This is a genomic window from Streptomyces parvus (assembly GCF_032121415.1).
Classification (GTDB): Bacteria; Actinomycetota; Actinomycetes; order Streptomycetales; family Streptomycetaceae; genus Streptomyces; species Streptomyces globisporus_A.
This window is the reverse complement of sequence record NZ_CP135079.1, coordinates 1,152,247-1,174,167: the sequence shown is the minus strand read 5'-3', so window position 1 is coordinate 1,174,167 and position 21,921 is coordinate 1,152,247. Positions and strand designations below refer to the sequence as shown.

19 protein-coding genes are annotated in these 21,921 nt (G+C 72.0%); 16 read left to right on the top strand and 3 right to left on the bottom strand.

All coding sequences use genetic code 11. The features are described 5' to 3' along the window. The first annotated feature begins 397 nt into the window (after positions 1-397). The 3 genes from RNL97_RS06345 to RNL97_RS06335 all read left to right on the top strand — a co-directional run bounded on the left by RNL97_RS06345 (position 398) and on the right by RNL97_RS06335 (position 3,138). The gene (locus RNL97_RS06345; RefSeq protein ID WP_313750462.1) at positions 398-1,681 is read left to right on the top strand and encodes a glycosyltransferase family 4 protein; all 1,284 of its coding nucleotides are present in this window, start codon (positions 398-400) and stop codon (positions 1,679-1,681) included. Then, a complete protein-coding gene (locus RNL97_RS06340) occupies positions 1,678-2,511 on the top strand; it encodes a hypothetical protein (RefSeq protein WP_030590349.1) in 834 nt (277 codons plus the stop codon). Before RNL97_RS06345 ends, RNL97_RS06340 begins: the two co-directional genes overlap by 4 nt. Positions 2,512-2,922: 411 nt before the next feature. After that, the gene (locus RNL97_RS06335) at positions 2,923-3,138 is read left to right on the top strand and encodes an I78 family peptidase inhibitor (protein WP_030590347.1); all 216 of its coding nucleotides are present in this window, start codon (positions 2,923-2,925) and stop codon (positions 3,136-3,138) included. A 78-nt stretch (positions 3,139-3,216) separates the two neighbouring features. On the opposite strand, the gene RNL97_RS06330 is transcribed toward RNL97_RS06335, so the two are convergent. Next, a complete protein-coding gene (locus RNL97_RS06330) occupies positions 3,217-4,233 on the bottom strand; it encodes a phosphatase PAP2 family protein (RefSeq protein WP_030590344.1) in 1,017 nt (338 codons plus the stop codon). A gap of 514 nt (positions 4,234-4,747) precedes the next feature. Between RNL97_RS06330 and RNL97_RS06325 the strand changes: the two genes are divergently transcribed. Together RNL97_RS06325 and RNL97_RS06320 are read left to right on the top strand one after the other, a co-directional pair. Continuing rightward, the gene (locus RNL97_RS06325) at positions 4,748-6,451 is read left to right on the top strand and encodes an MFS transporter (RefSeq protein ID WP_243313635.1); all 1,704 of its coding nucleotides are present in this window, start codon (positions 4,748-4,750) and stop codon (positions 6,449-6,451) included. 102 nt (positions 6,452-6,553) lie between these two features. Beyond that, positions 6,554-7,774 carry an acyl-CoA dehydrogenase family protein gene (locus RNL97_RS06320; protein WP_030590338.1) on the top strand — a complete coding sequence of 407 codons (1,221 nt, stop codon included), beginning with the start codon at positions 6,554-6,556 and terminating at the stop codon, positions 7,772-7,774. A gap of 67 nt (positions 7,775-7,841) precedes the next feature. On the opposite strand, the gene RNL97_RS06315 is transcribed toward RNL97_RS06320, so the two are convergent. Further along, on the bottom strand, positions 7,842-8,285 hold the full coding sequence (locus RNL97_RS06315) for a cell division protein SepF (protein WP_030590335.1): 444 nt from the start codon (positions 8,283-8,285) through the stop codon (positions 7,842-7,844). A gap of 309 nt (positions 8,286-8,594) precedes the next feature. On the opposite strand from RNL97_RS06315, the gene RNL97_RS06310 reads away from it, so the two are divergent. Further along, a complete protein-coding gene (locus RNL97_RS06310) occupies positions 8,595-9,800 on the top strand; it encodes a DUF5685 family protein (RefSeq protein ID WP_313751607.1) in 1,206 nt (401 codons plus the stop codon). A gap of 22 nt (positions 9,801-9,822) precedes the next feature. On the opposite strand, the gene RNL97_RS06305 is transcribed toward RNL97_RS06310, so the two are convergent. Then, positions 9,823-10,761: an ABC transporter substrate-binding protein gene (locus RNL97_RS06305; protein ID WP_030590327.1), complete on the bottom strand. Its 939-nt coding sequence runs from the start codon at positions 10,759-10,761 to the stop codon at positions 9,823-9,825. Positions 10,762-11,246: 485 nt separating this feature from the next. Here RNL97_RS06305 and RNL97_RS06300 point away from each other — a divergent pair, with 485 nt between their 5' ends. From RNL97_RS06300 to RNL97_RS06255, 10 genes are all read left to right on the top strand, one after another. Next, a complete protein-coding gene (locus tag RNL97_RS06300) occupies positions 11,247-12,125 on the top strand; it encodes an amino acid ABC transporter permease (protein ID WP_030590324.1) in 879 nt (292 codons plus the stop codon). Further along, positions 12,122-13,963: an FAD/NAD(P)-binding protein gene (locus RNL97_RS06295; protein WP_030590321.1), complete on the top strand. Its 1,842-nt coding sequence runs from the start codon at positions 12,122-12,124 to the stop codon at positions 13,961-13,963. The genes RNL97_RS06300 and RNL97_RS06295 overlap by 4 nt, the downstream gene beginning before the upstream one ends. 89 nt (positions 13,964-14,052) lie before the next feature. Then, positions 14,053-15,018, top strand: coding sequence for an amino acid ABC transporter permease (locus RNL97_RS06290; RefSeq protein WP_313750461.1), 966 nt, complete (start codon positions 14,053-14,055; stop codon positions 15,016-15,018). Between the two features lie 17 nt (positions 15,019-15,035). Then, entirely contained in the window at positions 15,036-15,788 is a 753-nt protein-coding gene (locus RNL97_RS06285; RefSeq protein ID WP_030590314.1) for an amino acid ABC transporter ATP-binding protein, read from the top strand. A gap of 71 nt (positions 15,789-15,859) precedes the next feature. Next, complete coding sequence (locus tag RNL97_RS06280; RefSeq protein ID WP_030590310.1) at positions 15,860-16,834, top strand: ABC transporter substrate-binding protein; 975 nt, start codon at positions 15,860-15,862, stop codon at positions 16,832-16,834. A 102-nt stretch (positions 16,835-16,936) separates the two neighbouring features. Next, positions 16,937-17,998: an LLM class flavin-dependent oxidoreductase gene (locus RNL97_RS06275; protein WP_030590307.1), complete on the top strand. Its 1,062-nt coding sequence runs from the start codon at positions 16,937-16,939 to the stop codon at positions 17,996-17,998. Positions 17,999-18,012: 14 nt separating this feature from the next. Continuing rightward, positions 18,013-19,293, top strand: coding sequence for an NtaA/DmoA family FMN-dependent monooxygenase (locus tag RNL97_RS06270; RefSeq protein WP_030590304.1), 1,281 nt, complete (start codon positions 18,013-18,015; stop codon positions 19,291-19,293). Between the two features lie 4 nt (positions 19,294-19,297). After that, a complete protein-coding gene (locus tag RNL97_RS06265) occupies positions 19,298-20,119 on the top strand; it encodes a DUF1684 domain-containing protein (protein WP_030590301.1) in 822 nt (273 codons plus the stop codon). 231 nt (positions 20,120-20,350) lie between these two features. Beyond that, positions 20,351-21,250, top strand: coding sequence for a S1 family peptidase (locus RNL97_RS06260; RefSeq protein ID WP_030590298.1), 900 nt, complete (start codon positions 20,351-20,353; stop codon positions 21,248-21,250). Positions 21,251-21,436: 186 nt separating this feature from the next. Further along, the gene (locus tag RNL97_RS06255; RefSeq protein WP_030590295.1) at positions 21,437-21,916 is read left to right on the top strand and encodes a hypothetical protein; all 480 of its coding nucleotides are present in this window, start codon (positions 21,437-21,439) and stop codon (positions 21,914-21,916) included. Positions 21,917-21,921: the final 5 nt, after the last annotated feature.

The following is a 21,921-nucleotide window of genomic DNA, read 5'->3' as shown; positions in this document are numbered from 1 at the left end:
AGGTCGACACATCGGTACATCGACTGTTCGGCGTACGGCACCCGGGTGTCCGGCGTACGGCTCCCGCGTCCCGCCCGGAACTTTTACCGGGGCGCGGGCAACCTCCCGGCATTTTCCTTCGTCAAGCTCGGAGGAAAGTACTGGCGAACGGGTGGCGGGCAGGCGCCGGTTTACCGCACCGGTGGGCCCGCAGCCGCGGTCCCGTCACTTCCGGGCCCGCAGGAAAACGGATGGACAGCTTCCGTAAGCCGCAGGTCAGCGAGGGTCCGGTGGTGGAACCGGGGCCCCGTGCGCCATGTCGCGGATGCTCCGGGATTTCCCGGCGTATTTCGGGCAGAAATCCGCCGGGAAGTTACAGTCTTGACAAGATCGGGTCGACAGGGGAAACAGCTCCACCATGCATATTTCTTTTCTTCTGCACAATGCCTACGGAATCGGAGGAACGATCCGGACGACGTTCACGCTCGCCCGTACGCTCGCCGAGCAGCACGACGTCGAGATCGTGTCCGTCTTCCGGCACCGTGACGCTCCCGTCCTCGGCGCACCCGAGGGCGTGACGCTGCGCCACCTCGTCGATCTGCGGAAGAAGAGCGCGACCTACGACGGCGAGAGCGCCGAACACGCCCGGCCCGCCACCGTGTTCCCGCGCGGCGACAGCAGGCACAAGCAGTACAGCCGGCTCACCGACGCCCGGATCGCCGCCCATCTCACGGGCGTCGAGGCGGACGTCGTCGTCGGCACCCGCCCAGGACTCAACGTGCACCTCAGCCGGCAGACCCGCCGCGGACCGGTACGCGTCGGGCAGGAGCACCTGACGCTCGACAGCCACGGCTACCGGCTGCGCCGCGAGATCGCCCACCGCTACACGCTGCTCGACGCGCTCACCACCGTCACCCGCGCCGACGCGGAGGACTACCGCAGCCGGCTGAGGCTCCCGGGCGTACGCGTCGAGGCCATCCCCAACGCCGTCCCCGAGCCCTCCTGCCCGCCCGCGGACGGCGACCTGAAGTGGGTCGTCGCGGCGGGCCGGCTGCACCGGGTCAAGCGCTACGACCACCTGGTGCGGGCCTTCGCCCAGGTGTCCGCGGCCCGCCCCGACTGGCGGCTGCGCATCTACGGCGGCGGGGACGCGACCGGGAACGAAGAGGCGGCGCTGCGCACCCTCATCGACCAACTCGGCCTGCACAACCACGTGTTCCTCATGGGCTCGGCCAACCCGATGGAGGCCGAGTGGCCCAAGGGGTCGATCGCCGCCGTCACTTCGGAGCGCGAGTCCTTCGGCATGACGATCGTCGAGGCGATGCGCGGCGGACTGCCGGTCGTCGCCACCGACTGCCCGCACGGACCGGCCGAGATCATCGAGGACGGCGTCGACGGCCGCCTGGTGCCGGTCGGCGACCCGGACGCGGTCGCCGCAGCCCTGCTCCAGCTGATCGAGGACGACGGACTGCGCCACCGGATGGGCGGGGCCGCGCTGAAGGCCTCGGCCCGCTTCGACCCCGCACGGATCGCCGAACAGCACGAGAGCCTGTTCACCGAACTCGTCGCGCGCGGCTCCCACGGGCACGGGCACGGCGCCCTGCGCACCGCGCTGCACCGCACCCGGGGCAGCGTCCTCGACGGGGCCTACGCCCTGCGCTACAAGGCCGCCGACGTGCTCCGCAAGGGAGGGACCTCATGAGCTCCGCCGTACGGGCCGACTGCGCCGCCGATCGCGCCGGAACGCTCACCTTCGACCTGACCGCCCCGGCCCCCGCCCCCGACTCCGTGCTGCTCCTGCGGCGCCGGGGCGCGGCGGGCAGGAAGCCCGGCGGCACGGTGCGCATACCGCTCAGCAGGCCGGCGCCCGGGCGGCTGCGGGCGGTGCTCCCGGCCGCCACCGAACTGGCCGAGGGGCGCTGGGACGCGTATGTCGAGGAGCCCGGGGACGCGCCCGCCCAAGCGGTCGTCGAACCGGGGCTGCGCGACCTGCGGGCGCTCGTCGACCGCTGCCCGGACACCGGGGCCGCGAGCGTCAGCGCCCGGGTCCCGTACCCGACCCTCGACGGCCGGCTCGCCGTGCGCTCCTGGGTCCGCGCCCCGCACGCCGAGGCGGGCGCCGTCGTCGCGGGCCCGGCCGGCATGGCGGTCCAGGGCGTGCTGTACGGCGTCGAGGCGGGGGAGGGGGCCGCGGTGGAGGCCCGGCTGCCGGGGGAGCCGGGCCGGGTGCACGGCGTCCCGCTCACCGCCCCGGCCCCGGACGGACCGGCCGGGTCCTTCGCCTTCACCCTGCCCTACGCCCCGCCGGCCGCCGGACCGGTGCCCGAGGCGCAGCTCTGGCAGCTGTGGCTGGTCCCGGCGGCGGGCGCGGACGGGGTCAGGATCTCCCGGATCCTCGACGACGTCTGGTCCCGGAACAAGTCCTTCGTCTACCCGGGCCACCAGGCTGCCCCCGGGGTGCACGCCACTCCCTGCTACACCGCCGACAACGACCTCTGCCTGCGCCTGGAGCCCGCACCCGCCGACCGCTGAGGAAGGAGGCCGTCGCGGTCGCCGTCGGCCCGGGGCCCTGGAGGCCGAGGACGCGGAATCGTGCGGCTCACCGCGGACCGTGAGTCCGCCGGGTGATAAGGAAATGAAGGTTTACGGGGGAGGGAAATTCCGGTGCTCCGGCCATTCTGAAGATCTGCTGCTCCGATCGTGAAAGAAGCAGGTCACCCCATGATTCCGGAAGACTTCCCGCACCACCCCCGGCCCGGTGAACCGGAGCCCCGGTTAATGCGCGCCGACGCTTCCCGCCAGTCCGTTCGGGTGAATGGACTGGCGGATATACGTGTGGGGATCCTGTGACACAAGCGTGACCGGCACGGCATGTGGAGATGCGACGGAACGCCCCTGCGGCCCCGCCTTCCGTCACGGTCCGGGGCCGCCTACGGTGAGGGCATGGCATCTCTACCGACCCCCCCAGCACAGCCGGACGACGACGCCGACGCGTATGTCGGCCTCGCCGCCGACGCCGCCGAGCGGCAGGCCAGAAACCGTGGCTGGGACACGGTCCGGGCCGTTCCGCCGGGCACGTTCCTGACCATGGAGTTCCGCCAGGGCCGCATCAACTTCCAGGTCGAGGACGGCACCGTGACGCGCTGCTGGGTGGGCTGACCCGCTCGCCCCCCGACACCCGCAGACGTCGAAGGCCCCGACCGCGGTCGGGGCCTTCGACGTCTCCACGGGCTCGTGTCAGCCGCCGGTCACCGGGCGCGCCGGGCTGCTCGCGCGCGGGCCCCGTTCGGTGTGCGGCGGCGGACGGCGGACGCCCGCCGGGGCCACCGGCATGGAGCCCGGGCGCGCGGGGTGCCCGCCGTGGGCCCGCGCCCTGGTGGGCGCCGCCGGATGCCCGGCGGAAAGCACCGGTTCGGCCGGGGCCGTCACGGCCTCGGCGGTGAGGCCGTCGGTGGCCATCGACTGCGGCAGCAGCACCGGCTGCGGCCCGGCATCGGCCACGGGCGCCGGGCGGGCCCCGCCGCGACGCTCCCGCCACCGCTCGCGCACCGCGAAGATCCACTCCTCGGTCCGGGCGATCAGCGGCTCGAACCACGGCAGCGCCAGCAGGATGAGCAGGCCGGCCGCCCACCCCAGCAGGACATCGCTGAGCCAGTGCGTACCGATGTAGACGGTGGTGAGGCCGACCCCCAGCGAGACTGTCGCGGAGACCGCCGACAGATAGCGCCTGGCCCGCGGCGTGGTGGCCAGATAGGCGAGGATTCCCCAGGTCACGACGGCGTTCGCGGTGTGCCCGGAGGGAAATATATCGCCGCCGGCGAACATCTCGGCCGAGCCGATCTGCGTCGCGTAGTGCGGGCCCAGCCGCCCGAGCCCCAGCTTGACCGCGCCCACCGTCACATTGAGCAGCAGCAGGGACGTGCCGAGGACCAGCAGCGGCCGGAGCGTGTGCTGACGCCAGGAGCGCCAGCCCAGCCAGCAGGCGACCATCACCGCCGTGGGGCCGCGCTGGCCGAGCACGACGTAGTAGTCCAGGAAGGGGTGCAGCTCGGGCCACTGCTGGTAGGGCCGGAACAGCATGACCTTCCAGTCCAGGGCCACGAGCCAGGAGGTGATCAGCACCGCCCAGACGATGGCGAGATAGAACACCAACGTCCCGCCGAAGAGGGCGATGCGGTGACGGCTCATCCGCGGTGCCTCTATCTTCGGCGGTTCCGGCTCCCGGTCCAGCCGGGCAAAGATGTCGGTACGCACCCAATCGACGTTACAGCGAGTGAGTGTGCAAGCAGGCCAATCCGGCCGCTTTGTGATGACGATGTGATGTGGACTTTGCCTCGGGACGGCGTCTTTTCCGGGCGTCGGTAAGAATCCTCGTGATCTTGGTCCCAATAGCGTGCGGGTTCCGTTCGTAAGCGTGTTTGATCTCTCGGAAAATGATGCGCACCGGAATCCGCGGCAATTGATCCCGCCATTCGGGGGACGCGCGCCCCGCCCCGCCGCCCCCGCGCCGGCCGTCCGCGGCCCCGCCGCGACGGGCCTGCCACGACGGGCCTGCCGGACCCTTCGGAGGGAGCCCCCCGGCCGAGCCCGGCATGGCGTACGCCACACTGTGCGGCGGACCGGGGTATGACGTGGACCACGTGTGACCACCCCGAACTCGCGTACGCTGGCGAACCACTCGCCGGTCGATGCCGGGCCCGAGGGACGCGCACCCCCACACGTCACCGTCGGTCCGCCGAGCGCGAGGGACTCATCGGGAGGTACGTAGATGTCCGGGACGACCACGGCCGGGGTCCGGCTGCGCAAAGCCGCCGACGACGCCAACCGCTGGGTCGTCCTCGTCGTCCTCTGTCTCAGTCTTCTGGTCGTCGCCCTCGACGCGACCGTGCTCCATGTCGCGGTTCCGTCCCTCACCGAGGACCTGCGCCCGAGCGGTACGGCCCTCCTGTGGATCGTCGACGCCTACCCGCTCGTCTGCGCCTCGCTGCTCATCCTGTTCGGCACGCTGGGTGACCGGATCGGCAGACGGCGTGTGCTCCTGATCGGTTACGCGCTGTTCGGGGTCGCCTCCGTGCTCGCCGCGGCGGCCGACAGCTCCGGCGTCCTGATAGCGGCCCGCGCCCTCCTCGGCGTCGGCGGCGCGATGATCATGCCCGCCACGCTGTCGATCCTGCGCCAGGTCTTCCCCGACCGCCGGGAGCGGGCGCTCGCCATCGGCGTGTGGACCGCGGTCGCCGCGGTCGGCGCAGCCACCGGGCCGGTCGTCGGCGGCTTCCTGGTCGAGCACTTCTGGTGGGGCTCGGTCTTCCTGGTCAACATCCCGCTGATGGCCGTGATCCTGCCGCTCGGCCGCTGGCTGCTGCCCGAGTCGCGCGGCGACGGCGACGGCCCGTGGGACGTGCTGGGCGCGCTCATGGCCGCGGCCGGGGTGCTCGGCGTCGTCCTGGGCGTCAAGCGCCTGGGCGGCGACTCGGGGCTCCTGGATCCGGTCGCGCTCGGCCCGCTGGCTCTCGGTCTCGCACTCCTCGTCCTTTTCGTCCGCCGGCAGAAGCGCCGCACGCATCCGCTGATCGACGTCGCGATGTTCGCCCGCCCGGCCTTCTCCACCGCCGTCGGCTGCATCGTGCTCGCCATGCTGGCGCTGGTCGGCCTCCAGCTGATCGCCGTCCAGTACCTCCAGCTGGTGCTGGGGCTCACCCCGCTGGAGACCGGGCTGCGCCTCCTGCCGCTGACCTTCGCGGCGATGGCCGCAGGCGCAACCGGCTCGTACACCCTGCGCCGCTTCGGCCCCCGGCGCATGGTCGGCTGGGGCTTCGTCCTCACCGCGTCCTCGGTCCTGGTGCTCACCGCGATGGGCCAGCACGACCGGCCCGGCCTGCTGACCGTCGCGTTCGTGCTGCTCGGCTTCGGACTGCAGACCACGCTCTTCGGGGCGTACGAGTCGATGCTCAGCGACGCCCCGCCGGAGCGGGCGGGCGGCGCCGCGGCGATCGGCGAGACCTCCTACCAGCTGGGCGCGGGCCTCGGCATCGCCCTCCTCGGCAGTGTCATGAACGCCGCCTACGCCCCCGGCCTCGCCTCCCTGAGCGAGAAGGGCGTCCCCGCCCGCGCCGGGGCCGAGGCCTCCCACTCGCTCGGCGAGGCCTACCAGGTCGCCGCCCAGCTCGGCGGCCCGATGGGCGATCTCCTGCGCTCCACGGCCCGGCACGCCTTCATCGGCGGACTCCACATCACGCTTTTCGTCAGCGCCGGGCTCCTGCTGCTCGGGGCGCTGGCCGCCCTGCGGCTGCCGAAGGTCATGGACTGCCCGCCGAAGGAGCCCTGTCGCCGGAGCGACGCCGAGTCGGCCGCATCGGCCGAGGCAGCCGAGGCCGTCCGTCCGGCCGCGCGGAACCGTCCGGTCCCGCGCCCGATGGTGCCCGCGCGCCGCGAACCGGCCGAGGCGGCCGGCTCTGGACGAGCGGCACACTGACCCGTAACGTCAGCACGACGCCCTGACTACCACTGCTAGTTTTCGGAGGGCGGGCGTCTCCCGGTCCCTCCGAGCACCGTGCGAGCCGCCGGAGGCACCCTCATGTCCAGCACCGAGTCCGCGAAGCCGTCGAAGCTCCCGCCGTTCGACGCCTCGGATCCCCTCGGCATCGACGACCTGCTCGGCCCGGACGACCTCGCGATCCGCGACACCGTCCGCACCTGGGCCGCCGACCGCGTCCTGCCGCACATCGCCGAGTGGTACGAGAAGGGCGAGCTGCCCGGCATCCGGGAGCTGGCCCGCGAGCTCGGCGCCCTGGGCGCGCTCGGCATGTCGCTGGAGGGCTACGGCTGCGCCGGGGCGAGCGCCGTCCAGTACGGTCTTGCCTGCCTGGAGCTGGAGGCCGCCGACTCGGGGATCCGCTCGCTCGTCTCCGTACAGGGTTCGCTCGCCATGTACGCGATCCACCGCTTCGGCTCCGAGGAGCAGAAGCAGCGGTGGCTGCCCGGCATGGCGTCCGGGGAGATCATCGGCTGTTTCGGCCTGACCGAGCCCGACCACGGCTCGGACCCGGCGGGGATGCGGACGCACGCCAAGCGCGACGGCGAGGACTGGATCCTCACCGGCCGGAAGATGTGGATCACCAACGGCTCGGTCGCCGGGGTGGCCGTCGTCTGGGCGCAGACCGACGAGGGCCTGGACGGCCGGGGCATCCGCGGATTCGTCGTGCCGACCGACGCCCCCGGCCTCGAAGCCCCGGAGATCCACCACAAGTGGTCGCTGCGCGCATCGGTCACCAGCGAGCTGGTGATGGACGAGGTGCGGCTGCCGGCCGATGCGGTGCTGCCGGACGCGAAGGGGCTGCGCGGCCCGCTCAGCTGTCTGAGCCATGCGCGTTACGGCATCGTCTGGGGGTCCATGGGCGCGGCGCGGGCCAGCTTCGAGTCGGCGCTCGACTACGCGCGGAGCCGGGAACAGTTCGGCCGCCCGATCGGCGGCTTCCAGCTCACCCAGGCCAAGCTGGCGGACATGGCCCTGGAGCTGCACAAGGGCATCCTGCTCGCCCATCACCTGGGGCGCCGGATGGACGCGGGCGGGCTCCGGCCGGAACAGGTCAGTTTCGGCAAGCTCAACAACGTGCGGGAGGCGATCGAGATCTGCCGCACCGCGCGCACGATCCTCGGGGCCAACGGAATCTCGCTGGAGTACCCGGTCATGCGGCACGCGACGAACCTGGAGTCGGTGCTCACCTACGAGGGAACCGTGGAGATGCACCAACTGGTACTGGGCAAGGCGCTCACCGGTCTCGACGCCTTCCGGTGACGGGGGTGCGCCGTGACGCACACGCCGACCGGCGGCGTTGACCGGAACTCTCCGGCGAGCGCCCTGCTCAGCTCTGGTTGAAGAAGCCGTCGGCCTTCCGGCCGGCGGCTTCGCCCGCCACCACCTGGGTGTCGGCGGGGGAGAGCAGGAAGACCCGGGTGGCCACCCGGTCGATCGAGCCGCGCAGACCGAAGATCAGTCCGGCGGCGAAGTCCACCACGCGCTTGGCGTCGGCGGGGTCCATGGCCGTGAGGTTGACGATCACCGGGACGCCCTCCCGGAACAGCTCGCCGATGGCCCGGGCGTCGCGGAAGCTGTCCGGAGTCACCGTCGCGATCCGGCGGTCCCGCTCCTCGGCCGCCTCGGCGGCCACCTGCACCCGCGGGTCGGTGACCCAGGCCTGGTTGCCCGTACCGGTCTCCGTGCCCTCGTTGTACTCGTCGTCGTAGTACCGCTCGTCGTTGTCCTCCACGAGGCCCAGCCAGGCACTCGCCTTGCGCACCGATCCCATGGACGCCTCCTCTCACCGCGGTTCTGTGGCGTTCCGCATCTCTTTCGTATCCCTATGGTCGTCCATGATGCGGATAGCGCGCCAAGTAGATAGTCGGCTCGCAGGCGATTCGTGACGCTACTGGTGCAGAGGATGTGGCGATTCGTCAGGGTTCGTCCTGCATAAGGGGGGTTGCAAAAAGAAAATATGACGCTTCGAGCCGTACGGGTGATCCTGCCGACGGACGGGTGAACGGATGGCTCGATACGATGCATGACGCCCCGGTTCGCGAGCGTCGCGCACCGGCTGAACGGCTCCCGGGGGATCGTCGTGTTCGGAATCGTCAGGCCCTGCACCCACCGCCTCTCCGAAAGTCTGAGAGTCGAGTGGATGGCCCATCTCTGCGGTCTCTGCCTGGCTCTGAGGGCGGATCACGGACAGTTCGCCCGTATCGTCACGAACTATGACGGCCTCATCGTCTCCGTCCTGACGGAGGCTCAGACGGGCCTCGCCGCCGGCGGGCGGCGCACCGCGGGCCCCTGCCCGTTGCGCGCCATGCGGACCGCGCCGGTCGCCCAGGGCGAAGGGGCCCGGCTCGCCGCCGCCGTCTCGCTCGTCCTCGCCTCGGCCAAGGTCCGCGACCACGTCGCCGACCGGGACGGGCTGTTGGCCCGCCGCCCGGTCGCCGCCGCCGCGCGCCGGGTGGCCGCCGGGTGGGACCGGGCGGGTGCGCGGACCGGGGCGGCCCTCGGCTTCGACACCGCCCTCCTGGTCGACGCGGTCGACCGGCAGACCGGGATCGAGACGCTCGCCGGGCTCGGCACCCCGCTGCTGACGGTCACCGAACCCACCGAGACCGCCACCGCCGCCGCCTTCGCCCACACCGCCCGTCTCGCCGGGAAGCCGCAGAACGCCGCGCCGCTCGCGGAGGCCGGCCGGCTCTTCGGGCGGCTCGCCCATCTGCTGGACGCGGTCGAGGACCGGGAGGCGGACGCCGCGTCGGGTGCCTGGAACCCGCTGACGGCCACCGGCACCCCGCTCGCCGAGGCGCGCCGGCTCTGCGACGACGCGCTCCACGGCGTACGGCTCGCGCTGCGCGAGGTGGAGTTCACCGACGGCCGGCTCGTTCACGTCCTGCTCGCCCATGAGCTGCGGCGCTCGGTCGACCGGGCGTTCGGCACCTCCTCCTGCTCGCACCGGGAGGGTCTGGGGCTGCTGACCCCGGACGGCTCCTACGGGCCTGAGCCGGGCAATCCGTACGGAGCGCCGCCCGGCAACCCGTACGCCCCCGGCTCCCCGACGCCTCCGCCGCGGCCGCCCCGCGACCGGCGCGGGCTGATCGCCGGCTGCCTGGTCTGGGCCGGGCTCGCCTGCACCTGCCAGATGTGCTGCGGGAGTTTCGAGGACCCCTGGAGCAGGGAGCAGCGGCAGTCGCCGTGCCAGAGCTGCGGCGACTGCTGCGAGGCGTGCAGCTGCTGCGGCGACTGCGGCGAGGGCTGCTGCTGTTGCGGGGAGTCCTGCGGCTGCGACTGCTGAGGCCCGCGCGGCTGACGCGGGGTCACTTCAGCTCGGGCGGCGAGATCTCGGAGGTCTCGATCGCGGACTCGGTGGTGCCCCACTTCTTCAGGATGCGGTCGTAGGTGCCGTCCTCCTTGAGCCGGTTGACGGCCGCCTGGAAGGCAGGGGGCAGCGGGCTGCCCTTCTTGAAGGCGAAGCCCACGTCGAGCCGCTTGAACTCGTTGAGGAAGCGCAGCCCCTCCTGCTGGGTCACCGCGTAGCGCAGCCCGTTGATGGTCGACATCACCACATCGGAGCGGTTCTGCCGGAGCGAGATCCACACCGCCGCCTGGTCGGCATAGGTCTTCACCCGGTACGGCTTCCTGCCCGCCTTCGCGCACCGGGGCAGATTCTCCTGGAGCGTCACCTCGAAGGTGGTGCCCGCGCCGGTCGCCACGTCCAGGCCGCACAGCTGTGTGAGGTCGTCGACCTTCTCCAGCTCGCTGTCCTCGCGGACCGCGAAGCCCTGCCCGTCGTTGATGTAGGTCACGAAGTCGATGGTCCTGCGGCGTTCGTCGGTGACACCGAAGTTCCCCGTGCCCAGGTCGTACTTCCCGCTGCCGAGCGCCGGCAGGATCGCCTCGAAGGACGCCACCTCGCGCTTCAGCTCCAGCCCCAGCACCCGGGCCACCGCGTCCGCGAAGTCGATGTCGGCGCCGGCGGCGGTGGAACCGTCCTCCTCGTAGAAGGCGCCGGGCGGGGCGCCGACGGACGAGGCGATCCGCAGCGTGCCAGCCTCCCGCACCTCGGCGGGCAGCAGTTTCGCGGCGGCCTCGTCCTCGCGGACCTCCGAGACGACGTCGGTCGTCGGGGTCTTCCCCTTGGCGGCGGCCCGGTCGGATCCGCCCGCCGCCGTGTCCGTCGGCTCCGCGCAGCCGGTGAGCGTCAGGGCGGCCGCGGTGATCAGGGCGAACAGGCCGGTATGCCGGGATCGGGACATGAGGGTGCTTCTCCGGATTCGTCGGGGGATGCCGACCACCCCCGGGCCGCGGCGGCACGGAGCCGGGGCGGCACGGGGGAACGGCGAAAGAGTTCAGCGGTGCGAGGGGAGGGTGGAGCGGTGTGGCGGAGGTGAGGGTGAAGTCACGCGGGGAACGGGGCTCGAACGCCGGAAAGAGCGGCGTGAGCAGGGGAAACCGGACAGCAGGGAGTCAGCTCAACAGGAAGAGGACCACACGCGACCGAAGTCGATGTGGGAGCGGGTGACCAGCCACTGCTGCGGATGCATGGCCCAAGTGGAACAGGCATCCGAGTGCGCGTCAACCGCGGTGAGATCCACGGCTCACAGTGTGGACAGGCTTGACAACTGCCCGCGCACGCCGCTTATCTCGGAAGCGGACCGGCGCTGAGGGGCCCGGTCCACGTGTGGTTTTCCGGTGTGAAGGCACGCCCCGTGTTCGATCTGAGCATCCACGGAGCTCCCGCATGCCCCCGCAGACCGTCTCGCTGCCCTCCTCCTCGCCTCCCCCCGCCTCGCCGTCGCTCGCCAAGGACGCTGCCGAGGCGGTGCCGCGCATCGTCCCCGTACGCCGAACAGGTCGTTGGGCGGCGGCAGTTGCCGTCCTCGTGCTGCTCGCGCTCGCGCTGAACTCGGTCGTCCGCAACGACGCCTTCCAGTGGGACGTCGTGTTCGCCTACTTCGCCACCGTGCCCGTCCTGCGGGGGCTCTGGCTCACCCTCTGGCTCACCGCCGTGGTCATGGTGCTCGGATTCGCGCTGGGCGCCCTGCTCGCCGTCCTGCGTCTCTCCGGCAACCCGGTTCTCCAAGCGGTCAGCTGGGGGTACGTCTGGCTCTTCCGGTCCACCCCGATCCTGGTCCAGCTGCTGTTCTGGTTCAACATCGGCGCCCTGTACCCGCAGATCCTCGGCGTCTCCACGGTCAGCCTCCTCGGCCCCGTCACCATCGCCGTCATCGGGCTCACCCTGCACGAGGCCGCGTACGCCGCCGAGGTGGTGCGCGGCGGCATCCTCTCCGTCGAACGCGGACAGATCGAGGCCGCCCAGTCCCTCGGCCTCGGCCCCTGGCGGCGGTTTGGGCGCATCGTGCTGCCGCAGGCCATGCGCTCCATCGTGCCGCCCGCCGGGAACATGCTGATCGGCACCCTCAAGGGCACCTCCATCGTCAGCATCATCGCCGTGCAGGACCTGCTGTACTCCGTCCAGCTCGTCTACCACCGCACCTACCAGGTCATCCCGCTGCTCCTGGTCGCCACCCTCTGGTACGCGGCCGTCACCACCCTGCTGAGCATCGGCCAGCGCTACGTCGAGCGGTACTACGCACGTGGCACGGCGGGTGCGCGATGACGTCCGCACCCAGCATCGTGGTGATCGGCGGCGGCCCCCGCGGCACCGGCGTGATCGAGCGCGTCGCCGCCAACGCCGGTGAGCTGTACGGGGACCGGCCCCTGGACCTCCACGTCGTCGACCCCCACCCGGCGGGCGGCGGCCGGATCTGGCGGCCCGACCAGTCGCCGCTGCTGTGGATGAACTCCATGGCCGAGGACGTCACCATGTTCACCGACGAGACGGTGGGGCTGGCCGGCCCCGTCGTGGCAGGACCGGCCCTGGACGCCTGGGCCGAGGACGTCCGCGCCGGGCGCATCACCCCGGACGCGGACCCCGCCGTGCTGGCCGAGATCCACGGCCTCGCCGGAGCGGACTTCCCCACCCGGCGCCTCCAGAGCGCCTATCTGCGCTGGACCTACGAACGCGCCCTCGCCGCCCTGCCGCCCGGCATCACCGTGCACGAGCACCGCACCACCGCCCTCGCCATCACCGGAGCGCGCGGCGGCCGCCAGCGCGTCCGGCTCCAGGGCAGCCCCGAACCCCTGCTCGCCGACCTCGTCGTCCTCACCGTGGGCCACCTCGACGCAGAACAGGACCCCGAGCAGAGGGGACTGGCCGACTTCGCCCGGCGGCACGCCCTGGTCCATCTGCCGCCCGACTTCACCGCCGACAGCGACCTCGACGCCCTCCGCCCCGGGGAGGCGGTCATCGTCCGGGGTTTCGGCCTCGCCTTCGTCGACCTGATGGTCCTGCTCACCGAAGGACGCGGCGGACGGTACGAGGCCGGGGAGTACCTGCCGTCCGGCCGCGAACCCGTGCTGTACGTCGGATCGCGGCGCGGCGTCCCGTACCACGCCAAGATCGGCTACCCCTGGACCGGCGACCGCCCGCCCCTGCCCCAGCACCTGGGGCCGGGGTGGGCCGAGGAGCTGCTGAGCAGGACCGGACCGCTCGACTTCCGGCGCGACATCTGGCCGGCGGTCGCGAAGGAGCTGGGCCACGCCCACTACCACCGGCTGTTCACCGCCCACCCCGATCGCACCGCCCTGGCCCACGAGGTCTTCGCCGAGAAGTACGCCGCCGCCGACCCGGGCAGCCCCGAACTGGCCGGTCTGATCGCCGAGGCCGTGCCCGACCCCGCCGACCGGCTCGACCTCGACGCGCTGGACCGGCCCCTGGACGGCGTCCGCCACGACTCGCCCGAGGACCTCCAGGAAGCTCTGCGCGCCTACATCACCGCCGACCTGGCCCGCCGTCACGACCCGGAACACAGCGAGGACCTGGCGGTCTTCCTCGGGCTGCTCTCCGCCTACGCGCAGCTCATCCGGCTCGGCGACATCGGCTCCTGGTGGCACGGCTTCTTCAGCTATCTGGCCTCCGGCCCGCCGGGCCCCCGCCTCCAGCAGCTCCTGGCCCTCTCCCGGGCCGGGGTGGTCCGCTTCCTCGGCGCCGGCCTCACCGTGGAGACGGACGAGGAGCAGGGCCTCTTCCGGGCCCGGAGCGCCACCGTCCCCGGTGCGTACACCGAGGCCCGCGCGCTGGTCGAGGCCCGGCTCCCCGACCCCTCGCTCCGGCACACCGCGAGCCCCCTGCTCCGCGGTCTGCGTGAGGGCGGGGCCGCCGTCACCGACGACGGGCTGCTCGCCGTGGACCCGGCCGACAGCCGGGTCCTGGACGACGAGGGCCGCCCGCACCCGCGGCGGTTCGCGCTGGGCCCGTTCACCACCGCCCGCTCCAGCGGGGCCTTCACCCGGCCCCGTACCGGCGGACCCGCGTTCCGGCAGAACGACGCCGCCGCCCGCGCGGCGCTCACCTTCCTCCGGGACCTCTCCTGTCGCGGTCGCCTCGCCTCCTGACCCGTCCGGCCCCCTTTTCCGTACCGCCGGACCCTCGCACCCTCCGCAGCCCTCCCGTACCACCGCTTCGGCGCCCAAGGACTCCTCCCATGTCACTGACCATCGACCCACCCGTCGACCCACCCGTCGACCCACCCGTCGACCCACCCGTCGACCCACCCGTCGACCCACCCGTCGATCCGCCCGTCGATCCGCCCACCGCGAAGGAGGCCGGACGGGGTGCGGGCCCCGACGAGCTGACCGTCGTGCCCGTACGCCACCCCTGGCGGTGGGCCGCCATCGCCGCGACAGCCGTCCTGCTGGCCCAGTTCCTCAACGGGCTGATCACCAACCCCGGCTGGGAATGGGGCGTCTTCGCGCAGTTCTTCACCGCGCCGACCATCCTCAAGGCCGTCTGGGTCACCCTCCAACTGACCTTCTACGGAACGGCGATCGGCTTCGCCCTAGGGATCGTCCTGGCCTTCATGCGGCTGTCGGCGAGCGCGTTCCTGAGGACCGTCGCGTACGGCTACATCTGGGCCTTCCGCTCGATCCCCCTCATCGTGCAGCTGCTGTTCTGGTTCAACCTCGCCTACCTCTACAAGGAGTTGACCTTCGGCATCCCGTTCGGGCCGGGATTCTTCGCCTTCGAGACGATGAACCTGGTCGGGGCGATGAGCGCCGCCGTCCTCGGCCTCGCGCTGCACCAGGCGGCCTACGCGGCGGAGATCGTACGAGGCGGCGTGCTGGCCGTCGGAAGCGGCCAGTCGGAGGCGGCGGCCGCGCTCGGCATCCCCAAGTTCCGGCAGCTGCGGCGGATCGTCCTCCCGCAGGCCATGCGCTCGATCCTGCCCAACGCGGCCAACGAGATCATCTCGCTGTTCAAGGGCACCTCGATCGTCTCCGTCATGGCGATCGGCGAACTCTTCTACCAGGTGCAGGTGGTCTACGGCCGCAACGGCCGGGTGGTGCCGCTGCTGATGGTCGCCACCGTCTGGTACATCCTCCTCACCACCGTGCTCTCCGTCCTCCAGTACTACGTCGAACGTCACTACGCCAAGGGGGCCGTGCGATGAGCACACCCAGCGATGCCATGGTCGAGATCCGCTCCGTGCACAAGAAGTTCGGCTCCCTGGAGGTGCTCCGCGGGATCGACCTGTCGGTCCGCCCCGGCGGGGTCACCGTCGTCCTCGGCCCTTCCGGCTCCGGCAAGTCCACCCTGCTGCGCACCATCAACCACCTGGAGAAGGTCGACCAGGGCTGGATCAGCGTGGACGGCACCCTGGTCGGCTACCGCAGGGACGGCAACAAGCTCCACGAACTGCGCGAACGCGAGGTGCTGCGCCAGCGCACCAAGATCGGCTTCGTCTTCCAGAACTTCAATCTCTTCCCGCACCTCACCGTCCTGGAGAACATCATCGAGGCGCCGATCTCGGCGCTGGGCCGCCCCCGCAAGGCGGCCGTGGCGGCGGCGGAGAAGCTGCTCGAACGCGTCGGCCTCGCCGACAAGGCGACGTCCTACCCCGCACAGCTCTCCGGCGGTCAGCAGCAGCGCGTCGCCATCGCCCGCGCCCTGGCCCTGGAACCCCGGCTGCTGCTCTTCGACGAGCCGACCTCCGCGCTCGACCCCGAACTCGTCGGCGAGGTCCTCGACGTCATGAAGGACCTGGCCCACGGCGGCACCACCATGATCGTCGTCACCCATGAGATCGGCTTCGCCCGCGAGGTCGCCGACACCGTCGTGTTCATGGACGAGGGCCGCATCGTCGAACAGGGCCCGCCCGCCGACGTACTCGACCACCCCGCCCAGGAGCGCACCCGCGCGTTCCTCTCCAAGGTCTTCTGAACCGCCCCGCCCCGCCCCGCCTCTCCTCTCCTTTCCAGGCTTTCCGCGTTTTCCACGCTAGGAGCACGTACGTGTCCGTCCGCCGCAGCGTCATCCTCGCTCTCGCCACCCTCACTGCCACCGGTCTGCTCACCGCCTGCGGCGCCTCCGACCCCGCAACCGATCTGGCGGCCCCGAAGAACCACCAGGACGCCGGGGTCAACATCGGGCCCGACCAGGACCGGATCAGAGGCAAGAAGGTGGCGGCCGCCGCCGATCTCGTCCCCGAGGCGATCCGCAAGCGCGGCACGCTGCGGATCGGGGCCAGCGCCGAGGCCTCGCCGCCGCTCGGCTTCTACGCCACCGACGACCAGACCCGGATCGGGTCCGAGATCGACATCGCCACCCTCGTCGCCGACACCCTCGGTCTGAAACCGCAGTTCGAGGAGGTCTCCTGGGAGAACCTCTTCGTCGGCCTGGACAGCACCAAGTTCGACGCCGTCCTGTCCAACGTCACCGTGACCGAGGAACGCAAGGAGAAGTACGACTTCGCCACCTACCGGCTCGACAACATCGCCTTCGAGGCCAAGAAGGGCTCCGGCTGGACGGTGAAGGAGCCCGCCGACGTCGCCGGGAAGACGATCTCGGTCTCCTCCGGCACCAACCAGGAGAAGATCCTCGTCGAGTGGAGCGAGGAGAACGTCAAGGCCGGGCGCAAGCCGGTGGACATCAAGTACTTCCAGAAGGACACCGACTACTACCTGGCCCTCCAGTCCGGCCGTATCGACGCCCACCTCGGCCCGAGCCCCACCGCCGCCTACCACGTCGCCACGGCCGGCCAGTCCGAGATCATCGGCCAGCTCTCCGGCGCGGGTGGCGACCTCCAGGGCAAGATCGCCGCCACCACCAAGAAGGACAGCGGTCTGGTGAAGGCGTACGCCGCCGCGATCGACCACATCGTGCAGGACGGCTCCTACGGCAAGGTCCTCGAGCGCTGGGGGCTGAGCGGCGAGGCCGTGGAGAAGTCGGAGATCAACCCGCCCGGCCTGCCCAAGACCAGGAGCTGACGCCCCGGCCGTGAGGACGTCGTCGTGGCCGGGTTCCGTCCGGCCCGGCCACGACGACCCCGCGAGGCCCCCGACCGACCGCAGACCCGAGAGGTCCCCGATATGTCCGCCCGTACATCCCTCCATCTGGCCGCCGAGATCGGCGGCCCGCCGCACTACGACGCCGGCCACTACCTCCGGCTGGCGGGGCTCGCCGAGGACGGCGCCCTCGACTACGTCACCCTCGGCGACTCCTTCGCCCGCCCCGGGCTCGACGCGCTCGCCGTCCTCGCCCGCGTCGCCCCCGCCACCGACCGCGTCGGCCTCGTCCCGACCGTCACCACCACCCACACCGAGCCCTTCCACGTCTCCTCGGCCGTCGCCACCCTGGACTGGGTGAGCCGGGGCCGCGCCGGCTGGCAGGCCGACGTCTCCACCACCGAGGCGGAGGCCCGGCTCTTCGGCAGACGTCCCGCCGCGCCCCCCGCCGCGCTCTGGCAGGAGGCCGGGGAGGTCGCCGACGTCTCCGGACGGCTCTGGGACAGCTGGGAGGACGACGCCGAGATCCGGGACGCCGCCACCGGCCGCTTCATCGACCGGGACAAGCTGCACTACGTCGACTTCGAGGGCTCCACCTTCACGGTGAAGGGCCCCGCGATCGTGCCGCGACCACCGCAGGGGCGCCCGGTCATCGTCATCGACGCCACCACCGCCCCGGCCCGCGAGGCGGCCGCCCGGCACGCCGACGTCGCCCACATCCGGGCCACCACCCCCGAGCAGGCGGCCGCCGTCCGTGAGGAGGTGCTCCGCAAGGCCGCCGCCCACGGGCGCGATGCCGGGTCCCTGCGCGTCCTGGTCGCGCTCACCGTCGACCTCGGCGATGTGGAGACCGCCCCGGAGCCCGGTCTGGAGAGCGGACCGCAGCTCGCCGGAGGCGGCACCTACTTCCGGGGCGGTCCGGTCGATCTCGCCGACCTCATCGCCCAGTGGCACCGATCGGGCGCGGCCGACGGCTTCCACCTCACGCCCATCACCCCCGAACGCGACCTCGAAAGGATCGTCAACGGCACCGTGGCCCTCCTCCAGCACCGCAGCCTCTTCCGCACCTTCCACCCCGGCGGCACTCTGCGCGAACACCTCGGGCTCGTACGCCCCGTCGGCCGGTACGCCGCGAAGGAGGCCTGACCGTGCCCCGTCCGATGCATCTCGCCGCCCACTTCCCGGGCGTCAACAACACCACGGTGTGGGCCGATCCGCGCTCCCGCAGCCAGATCGACTTCTCCTCCTTCGAGCAGCTGGCGAGAACGGCGGAGCGCGGGAAGTTCGACTTCTTCTTCCTCGCCGAGGGGCTGCGGCTGCGCGAGCACAACGGCCGCATCCACGACCTCGACGTGGTCGGCCGGCCCGAATCGCTGACCGTGCTGAACGCCCTGGCCGCCGTCACCGACCGGCTCGGCCTCGCCGCGACCGTGAACGCCACCTTCAACGAGCCGTACGAGCTGGCCCGCCGGATCGCCACCCTCGACCACCTCAGCGCTGGCCGTGCCGCCTGGAACGTGGTGACCTCGTCCGACGCCTTCACCGGGGAGAACTTCCGCCGGGGCGGCTATCTGGACCGGACCGACCGGTACACCCGGGCCGCCGAGTTCGTCGCCACCGCCCGCGAACTGTGGGACTCCTGGACGCCCGAGGGCGTCTCGCGGCCGTTCGCCCACGAGGGGCCGCAGTTCACGGTCTCCGGGGAGTTCACCGTCCCGCGCTCGCCGCAGGGCCACCCGGTCGTGATCCAGGCCGGGGACTCCGGCGAGGGCCGGGAGTTCGCCGCGTCCACCGCCGACATCATCTTCACCCGGCACGGCACCCTGGAGGCGGGCCGGGACTTCTACGCCGACGTCAAGGGCCGGCTCGCGGCGTACGGCAGGGAGGCCGACAGCCTCAAGATCATGCCCGGGGTCACCGTGGTCGTCGGCGACAGCGACGCCGAGGCCCAGGAGAAGGCCGCCGAGATCCGCCGCCAGCAGGTCTCCCCGCAGAACGCCATTCTCGCCGCCGAGCAGATCTGGGGCACCGACCTCTCCGCCTACGACCCCGACGGGCCGCTGCCCGGCATCGACCCGGTCCCCGACTCCGAGATCACCCAGGGCCGGGTCCGGCACGGCGACCCCTTCGCGATCGTCGCCCGCTGGCGCGCGCTCGCCGAGGCCAAGGGGCTCTCCCTGCGGGGGACCGTCATCGAGACGACCACTCGGCAGTCGTTCATCGGTTCACCCCGCACCGTCGCGGCGGAGCTGACGGCCTTCGTCGACGAACGGGCCGCCGACGGCTTCATCCTCGTCCCCCATCTCACCCCCGGCGGCCTGGACGACGTCGTCGACCGGGTCGTCCCGCTCCTCCAGGAGAGCGGTGCGTTCCGCTCCGAATACACCGGCTCCACGCTGCGGTCGCACCTCGGCCTCCCCGAGCCGGTATGGAAAGGTTGACCGCATGAGCACGGACGCACAGCAGCAGGAACAGGGCGGCGGCGGGCCGGACGCCGCGCGGGACTGGCAGCGGTGGCACGAAGGGCGCGTCCTCGCCGTCGCCGCCCCGTACGGCCCCCTCTCCCTGACCGGGACCCACTGGCTCTCCGACTACCCGGAAGGGCGAATTCCGGCCGTCCCCGGTCTCTGGCGCGAGGACGGCGACGAAGTGGTCCTCACAGCCGCCGCCGAGGACGGCGTCGTCGTCGACGGCAAGCCCCTGACCGGCGAGGTCCGGCTCGGCGCGGACCGCGGACCCGTCGACGACTCCCGGGTCGCGCAGGGGGAGCGGCGGCTGGTGGTCCTCCGTCGCGAAGGGCTGTGGGCGGTACGGGACTTCGACCCGGGATCACCGGCCCGGCACGCCTTCTCGACCATCGAGGCCACCCCGTACGACCCCCGCTGGACGCTGTCCGGGACCTTCCGCCCGTACGCCGACCGGACCGTACGGGTGGCCAACGCGGACGGGGTCGAGCGCGGTCTCGGGCTCGGCGGGGAGATCGCCTTCACGGTGGAAGGACAGGAGCACACGCTCCAGGTCGCGGTCGAGCCCGACGGCTCGCTGTGGGCCGTCTTCGCCGATGTGACCAGCGGGAACAGTAGCTACCGCTTCCGTTTCCTGCGGCCCGGGGCGCCTGCCGCCGACTCCAGCGTGAGCGTCGACTTCAACCGCGCGCTGCTGCCGCCGTGCGCGTTCGCCGATCACTTCATCTGCCCCTTCCCGCCCCCCGGCAACACGCTCACCGTGGCGGTCCCGGCGGGGGAGCGGAACCGGATCGACGCCTGACCCGCGTGACACCTCTTCCGGCCCCGGCAGCCCCACGGCTCCCGGGGCCGGAGACGTGCGGGACCCGCGTGGCCGAAAGGCATTCTTGCGCCTCCCGTCCGGGCCCCTCGATACTCCGGTCAGCGATTGTCAGGGGCACGGCAACTCCGGAATCCGGACAGGCCCCCGACTGCGCCTCACGGGCCCGCCACCCCACAGGAGGGCCCCCGATTCCCCTCGGAGGAACCCGACGTGAGGATCAAGCGCACCAACAACCGCTCCAACGCCGCGAGACGCGTCCGTACCACGGCCGTCCTCGCGGGGCTCGCCGCCGTCGCGGCGATGGCCATCCCCACCGCCAACGCGGAAACCCCCCGGACGTTCAGCGCCAACCAGCTGACCGCGGCGAGCGACGCCGTGCTCGGCGCCGACATCGCGGGCACCGCCTGGAACATCGACCCGCAGACCAAACGCCTCGTCGTCACCGTGGACAGCACGGTCACCCAGGCGGAGATCAACACGATCAAGAAGTCGGCGGGCGCCAACGCCGACGCGCTGCGCATCGAACGCACCCCCGGCACGTTCACCAAGCTGATCTCCGGCGGCGACGCGATCTACTCGGGCACCGGCCGCTGCTCGCTGGGCTTCAACGTCCGCAGCGGCAGCACCTATTACTTCCTGACCGCCGGTCACTGCACCGACGGTGCGACCACCTGGTACGCCAACTCCGCCCGCACCACCGTGCTCGGGACGACCTCCGGGTCCAGCTTCCCGAACAACGACTACGGCATCGTGCGCTACACGAACACCACGATCCCGAAGGACGGCACGGTCGGCGGCCAGGACATCACCAGCGCCGCCAACGCCACCGTCGGCATGGCCGTCACCCGCCGGGGCTCCACCACCGGCACCCACAGCGGTTCGGTCACCGGACTCAACGCCACGGTCAACTACGGCGGCGGCGACGTCGTCTACGGCATGATCCGCACCAACGTGTGCGCCGAGCCCGGCGACTCCGGCGGCCCGCTCTACTCCGGCACCCGGGCGATCGGTCTCACCTCCGGCGGCAGCGGCAACTGCTCCTCCGGCGGCACGACCTTCTTCCAGCCGGTCGTGGAAGCCCTGAACGCGTACGGCGTCAGCGTGTACTGACCGGTCCCGCCGATCAGGTACGGAGCTGTCCGTACATACGTGCCCCCGTCCGGAGTTCCGGACGGGGGCTCCCGCTCGCCGGGGGGCTCTTGAGAGGATGTCGCCACGACGGATCGTCGTGACGGGGCGGCAGGGGGCGGGGCGCCCCCGGGGCGCGCTCCGCTGGCATCAGGGGGTAGCAGGTCCGTGTATCGCATCGGAGTGACCGGTCACCGCTCCATCCCCGTCGAGGCGCAGGCCCATGTGCTCGCCGGAATGCGGGCCGCTCTCTGCGGCCCCGACCGCCCCGGCCAGGCCCTCTCCAGCCTGGCCGTCGGCGCCGACCAGCTCTTCGCCGACCTCGCCCTCACCTGCGGCGCCGAACTGACCGCCGTGATCCCCAGCGGCGACTACGAAGCCTGCTTCGACAACGCCGCCGACCTCGCCCGCTACCGGACGCTCAAGGCGCGCGCGGCACGGGAGGTCCGGCTCGACTTCCCGCACTCCACCGACGAGGCGTACTACGCGGCGGGCGCCTACATCGCCGACCACTGCGACCGGCTGCTCGCGGTCTGGGACGGCCTCCCCGCCCGGGGCCTCGGCGGTACGGGCGACATCGTGACGTACGCCCGCACCCTGGGCCGCCCGGTCACCGTGATCTGGCGCGACGGGGTGCTGCGCGGCTGACCCGA

Bases quoted from the DNA above. Each gene is read 5' to 3' on its own strand.
- RNL97_RS06295 (WP_030590321.1), top strand. From the start codon at position 12,122: ATGACGTCCGCACCCAGCATCGTGGTGATCGGCGGCGGCCCCCGCGGC.
- RNL97_RS06315 (WP_030590335.1), bottom strand. From the start codon at position 8,285: ATGGGATCGGTGCGCAAGGCGAGTGCCTGGCTGGGCCTCGTGGAGGAC.
- RNL97_RS06325 (WP_243313635.1), top strand. From the start codon at position 4,748: ATGTCCGGGACGACCACGGCCGGGGTCCGGCTGCGCAAAGCCGCCGAC.
- RNL97_RS06345 (WP_313750462.1), top strand. From the start codon at position 398: ATGCATATTTCTTTTCTTCTGCACAATGCCTACGGAATCGGAGGAACG.
- RNL97_RS06290 (WP_313750461.1), top strand. From the start codon at position 14,053: ATGTCACTGACCATCGACCCACCCGTCGACCCACCCGTCGACCCACCC.
- RNL97_RS06265 (WP_030590301.1), top strand. From the start codon at position 19,298: ATGAGCACGGACGCACAGCAGCAGGAACAGGGCGGCGGCGGGCCGGAC.
- RNL97_RS06285 (WP_030590314.1), top strand. From the start codon at position 15,036: ATGGTCGAGATCCGCTCCGTGCACAAGAAGTTCGGCTCCCTGGAGGTG.
- RNL97_RS06320 (WP_030590338.1), top strand. From the start codon at position 6,554: ATGTCCAGCACCGAGTCCGCGAAGCCGTCGAAGCTCCCGCCGTTCGAC.
- RNL97_RS06275 (WP_030590307.1), top strand. From the start codon at position 16,937: ATGTCCGCCCGTACATCCCTCCATCTGGCCGCCGAGATCGGCGGCCCG.
- RNL97_RS06340 (WP_030590349.1), top strand. From the start codon at position 1,678: ATGAGCTCCGCCGTACGGGCCGACTGCGCCGCCGATCGCGCCGGAACG.
- RNL97_RS06300 (WP_030590324.1), top strand. From the start codon at position 11,247: ATGCCCCCGCAGACCGTCTCGCTGCCCTCCTCCTCGCCTCCCCCCGCC.
- RNL97_RS06305 (WP_030590327.1), bottom strand. From the start codon at position 10,761: ATGTCCCGATCCCGGCATACCGGCCTGTTCGCCCTGATCACCGCGGCC.
- RNL97_RS06335 (WP_030590347.1), top strand. From the start codon at position 2,923: ATGGCATCTCTACCGACCCCCCCAGCACAGCCGGACGACGACGCCGAC.
- RNL97_RS06270 (WP_030590304.1), top strand. From the start codon at position 18,013: ATGCATCTCGCCGCCCACTTCCCGGGCGTCAACAACACCACGGTGTGG.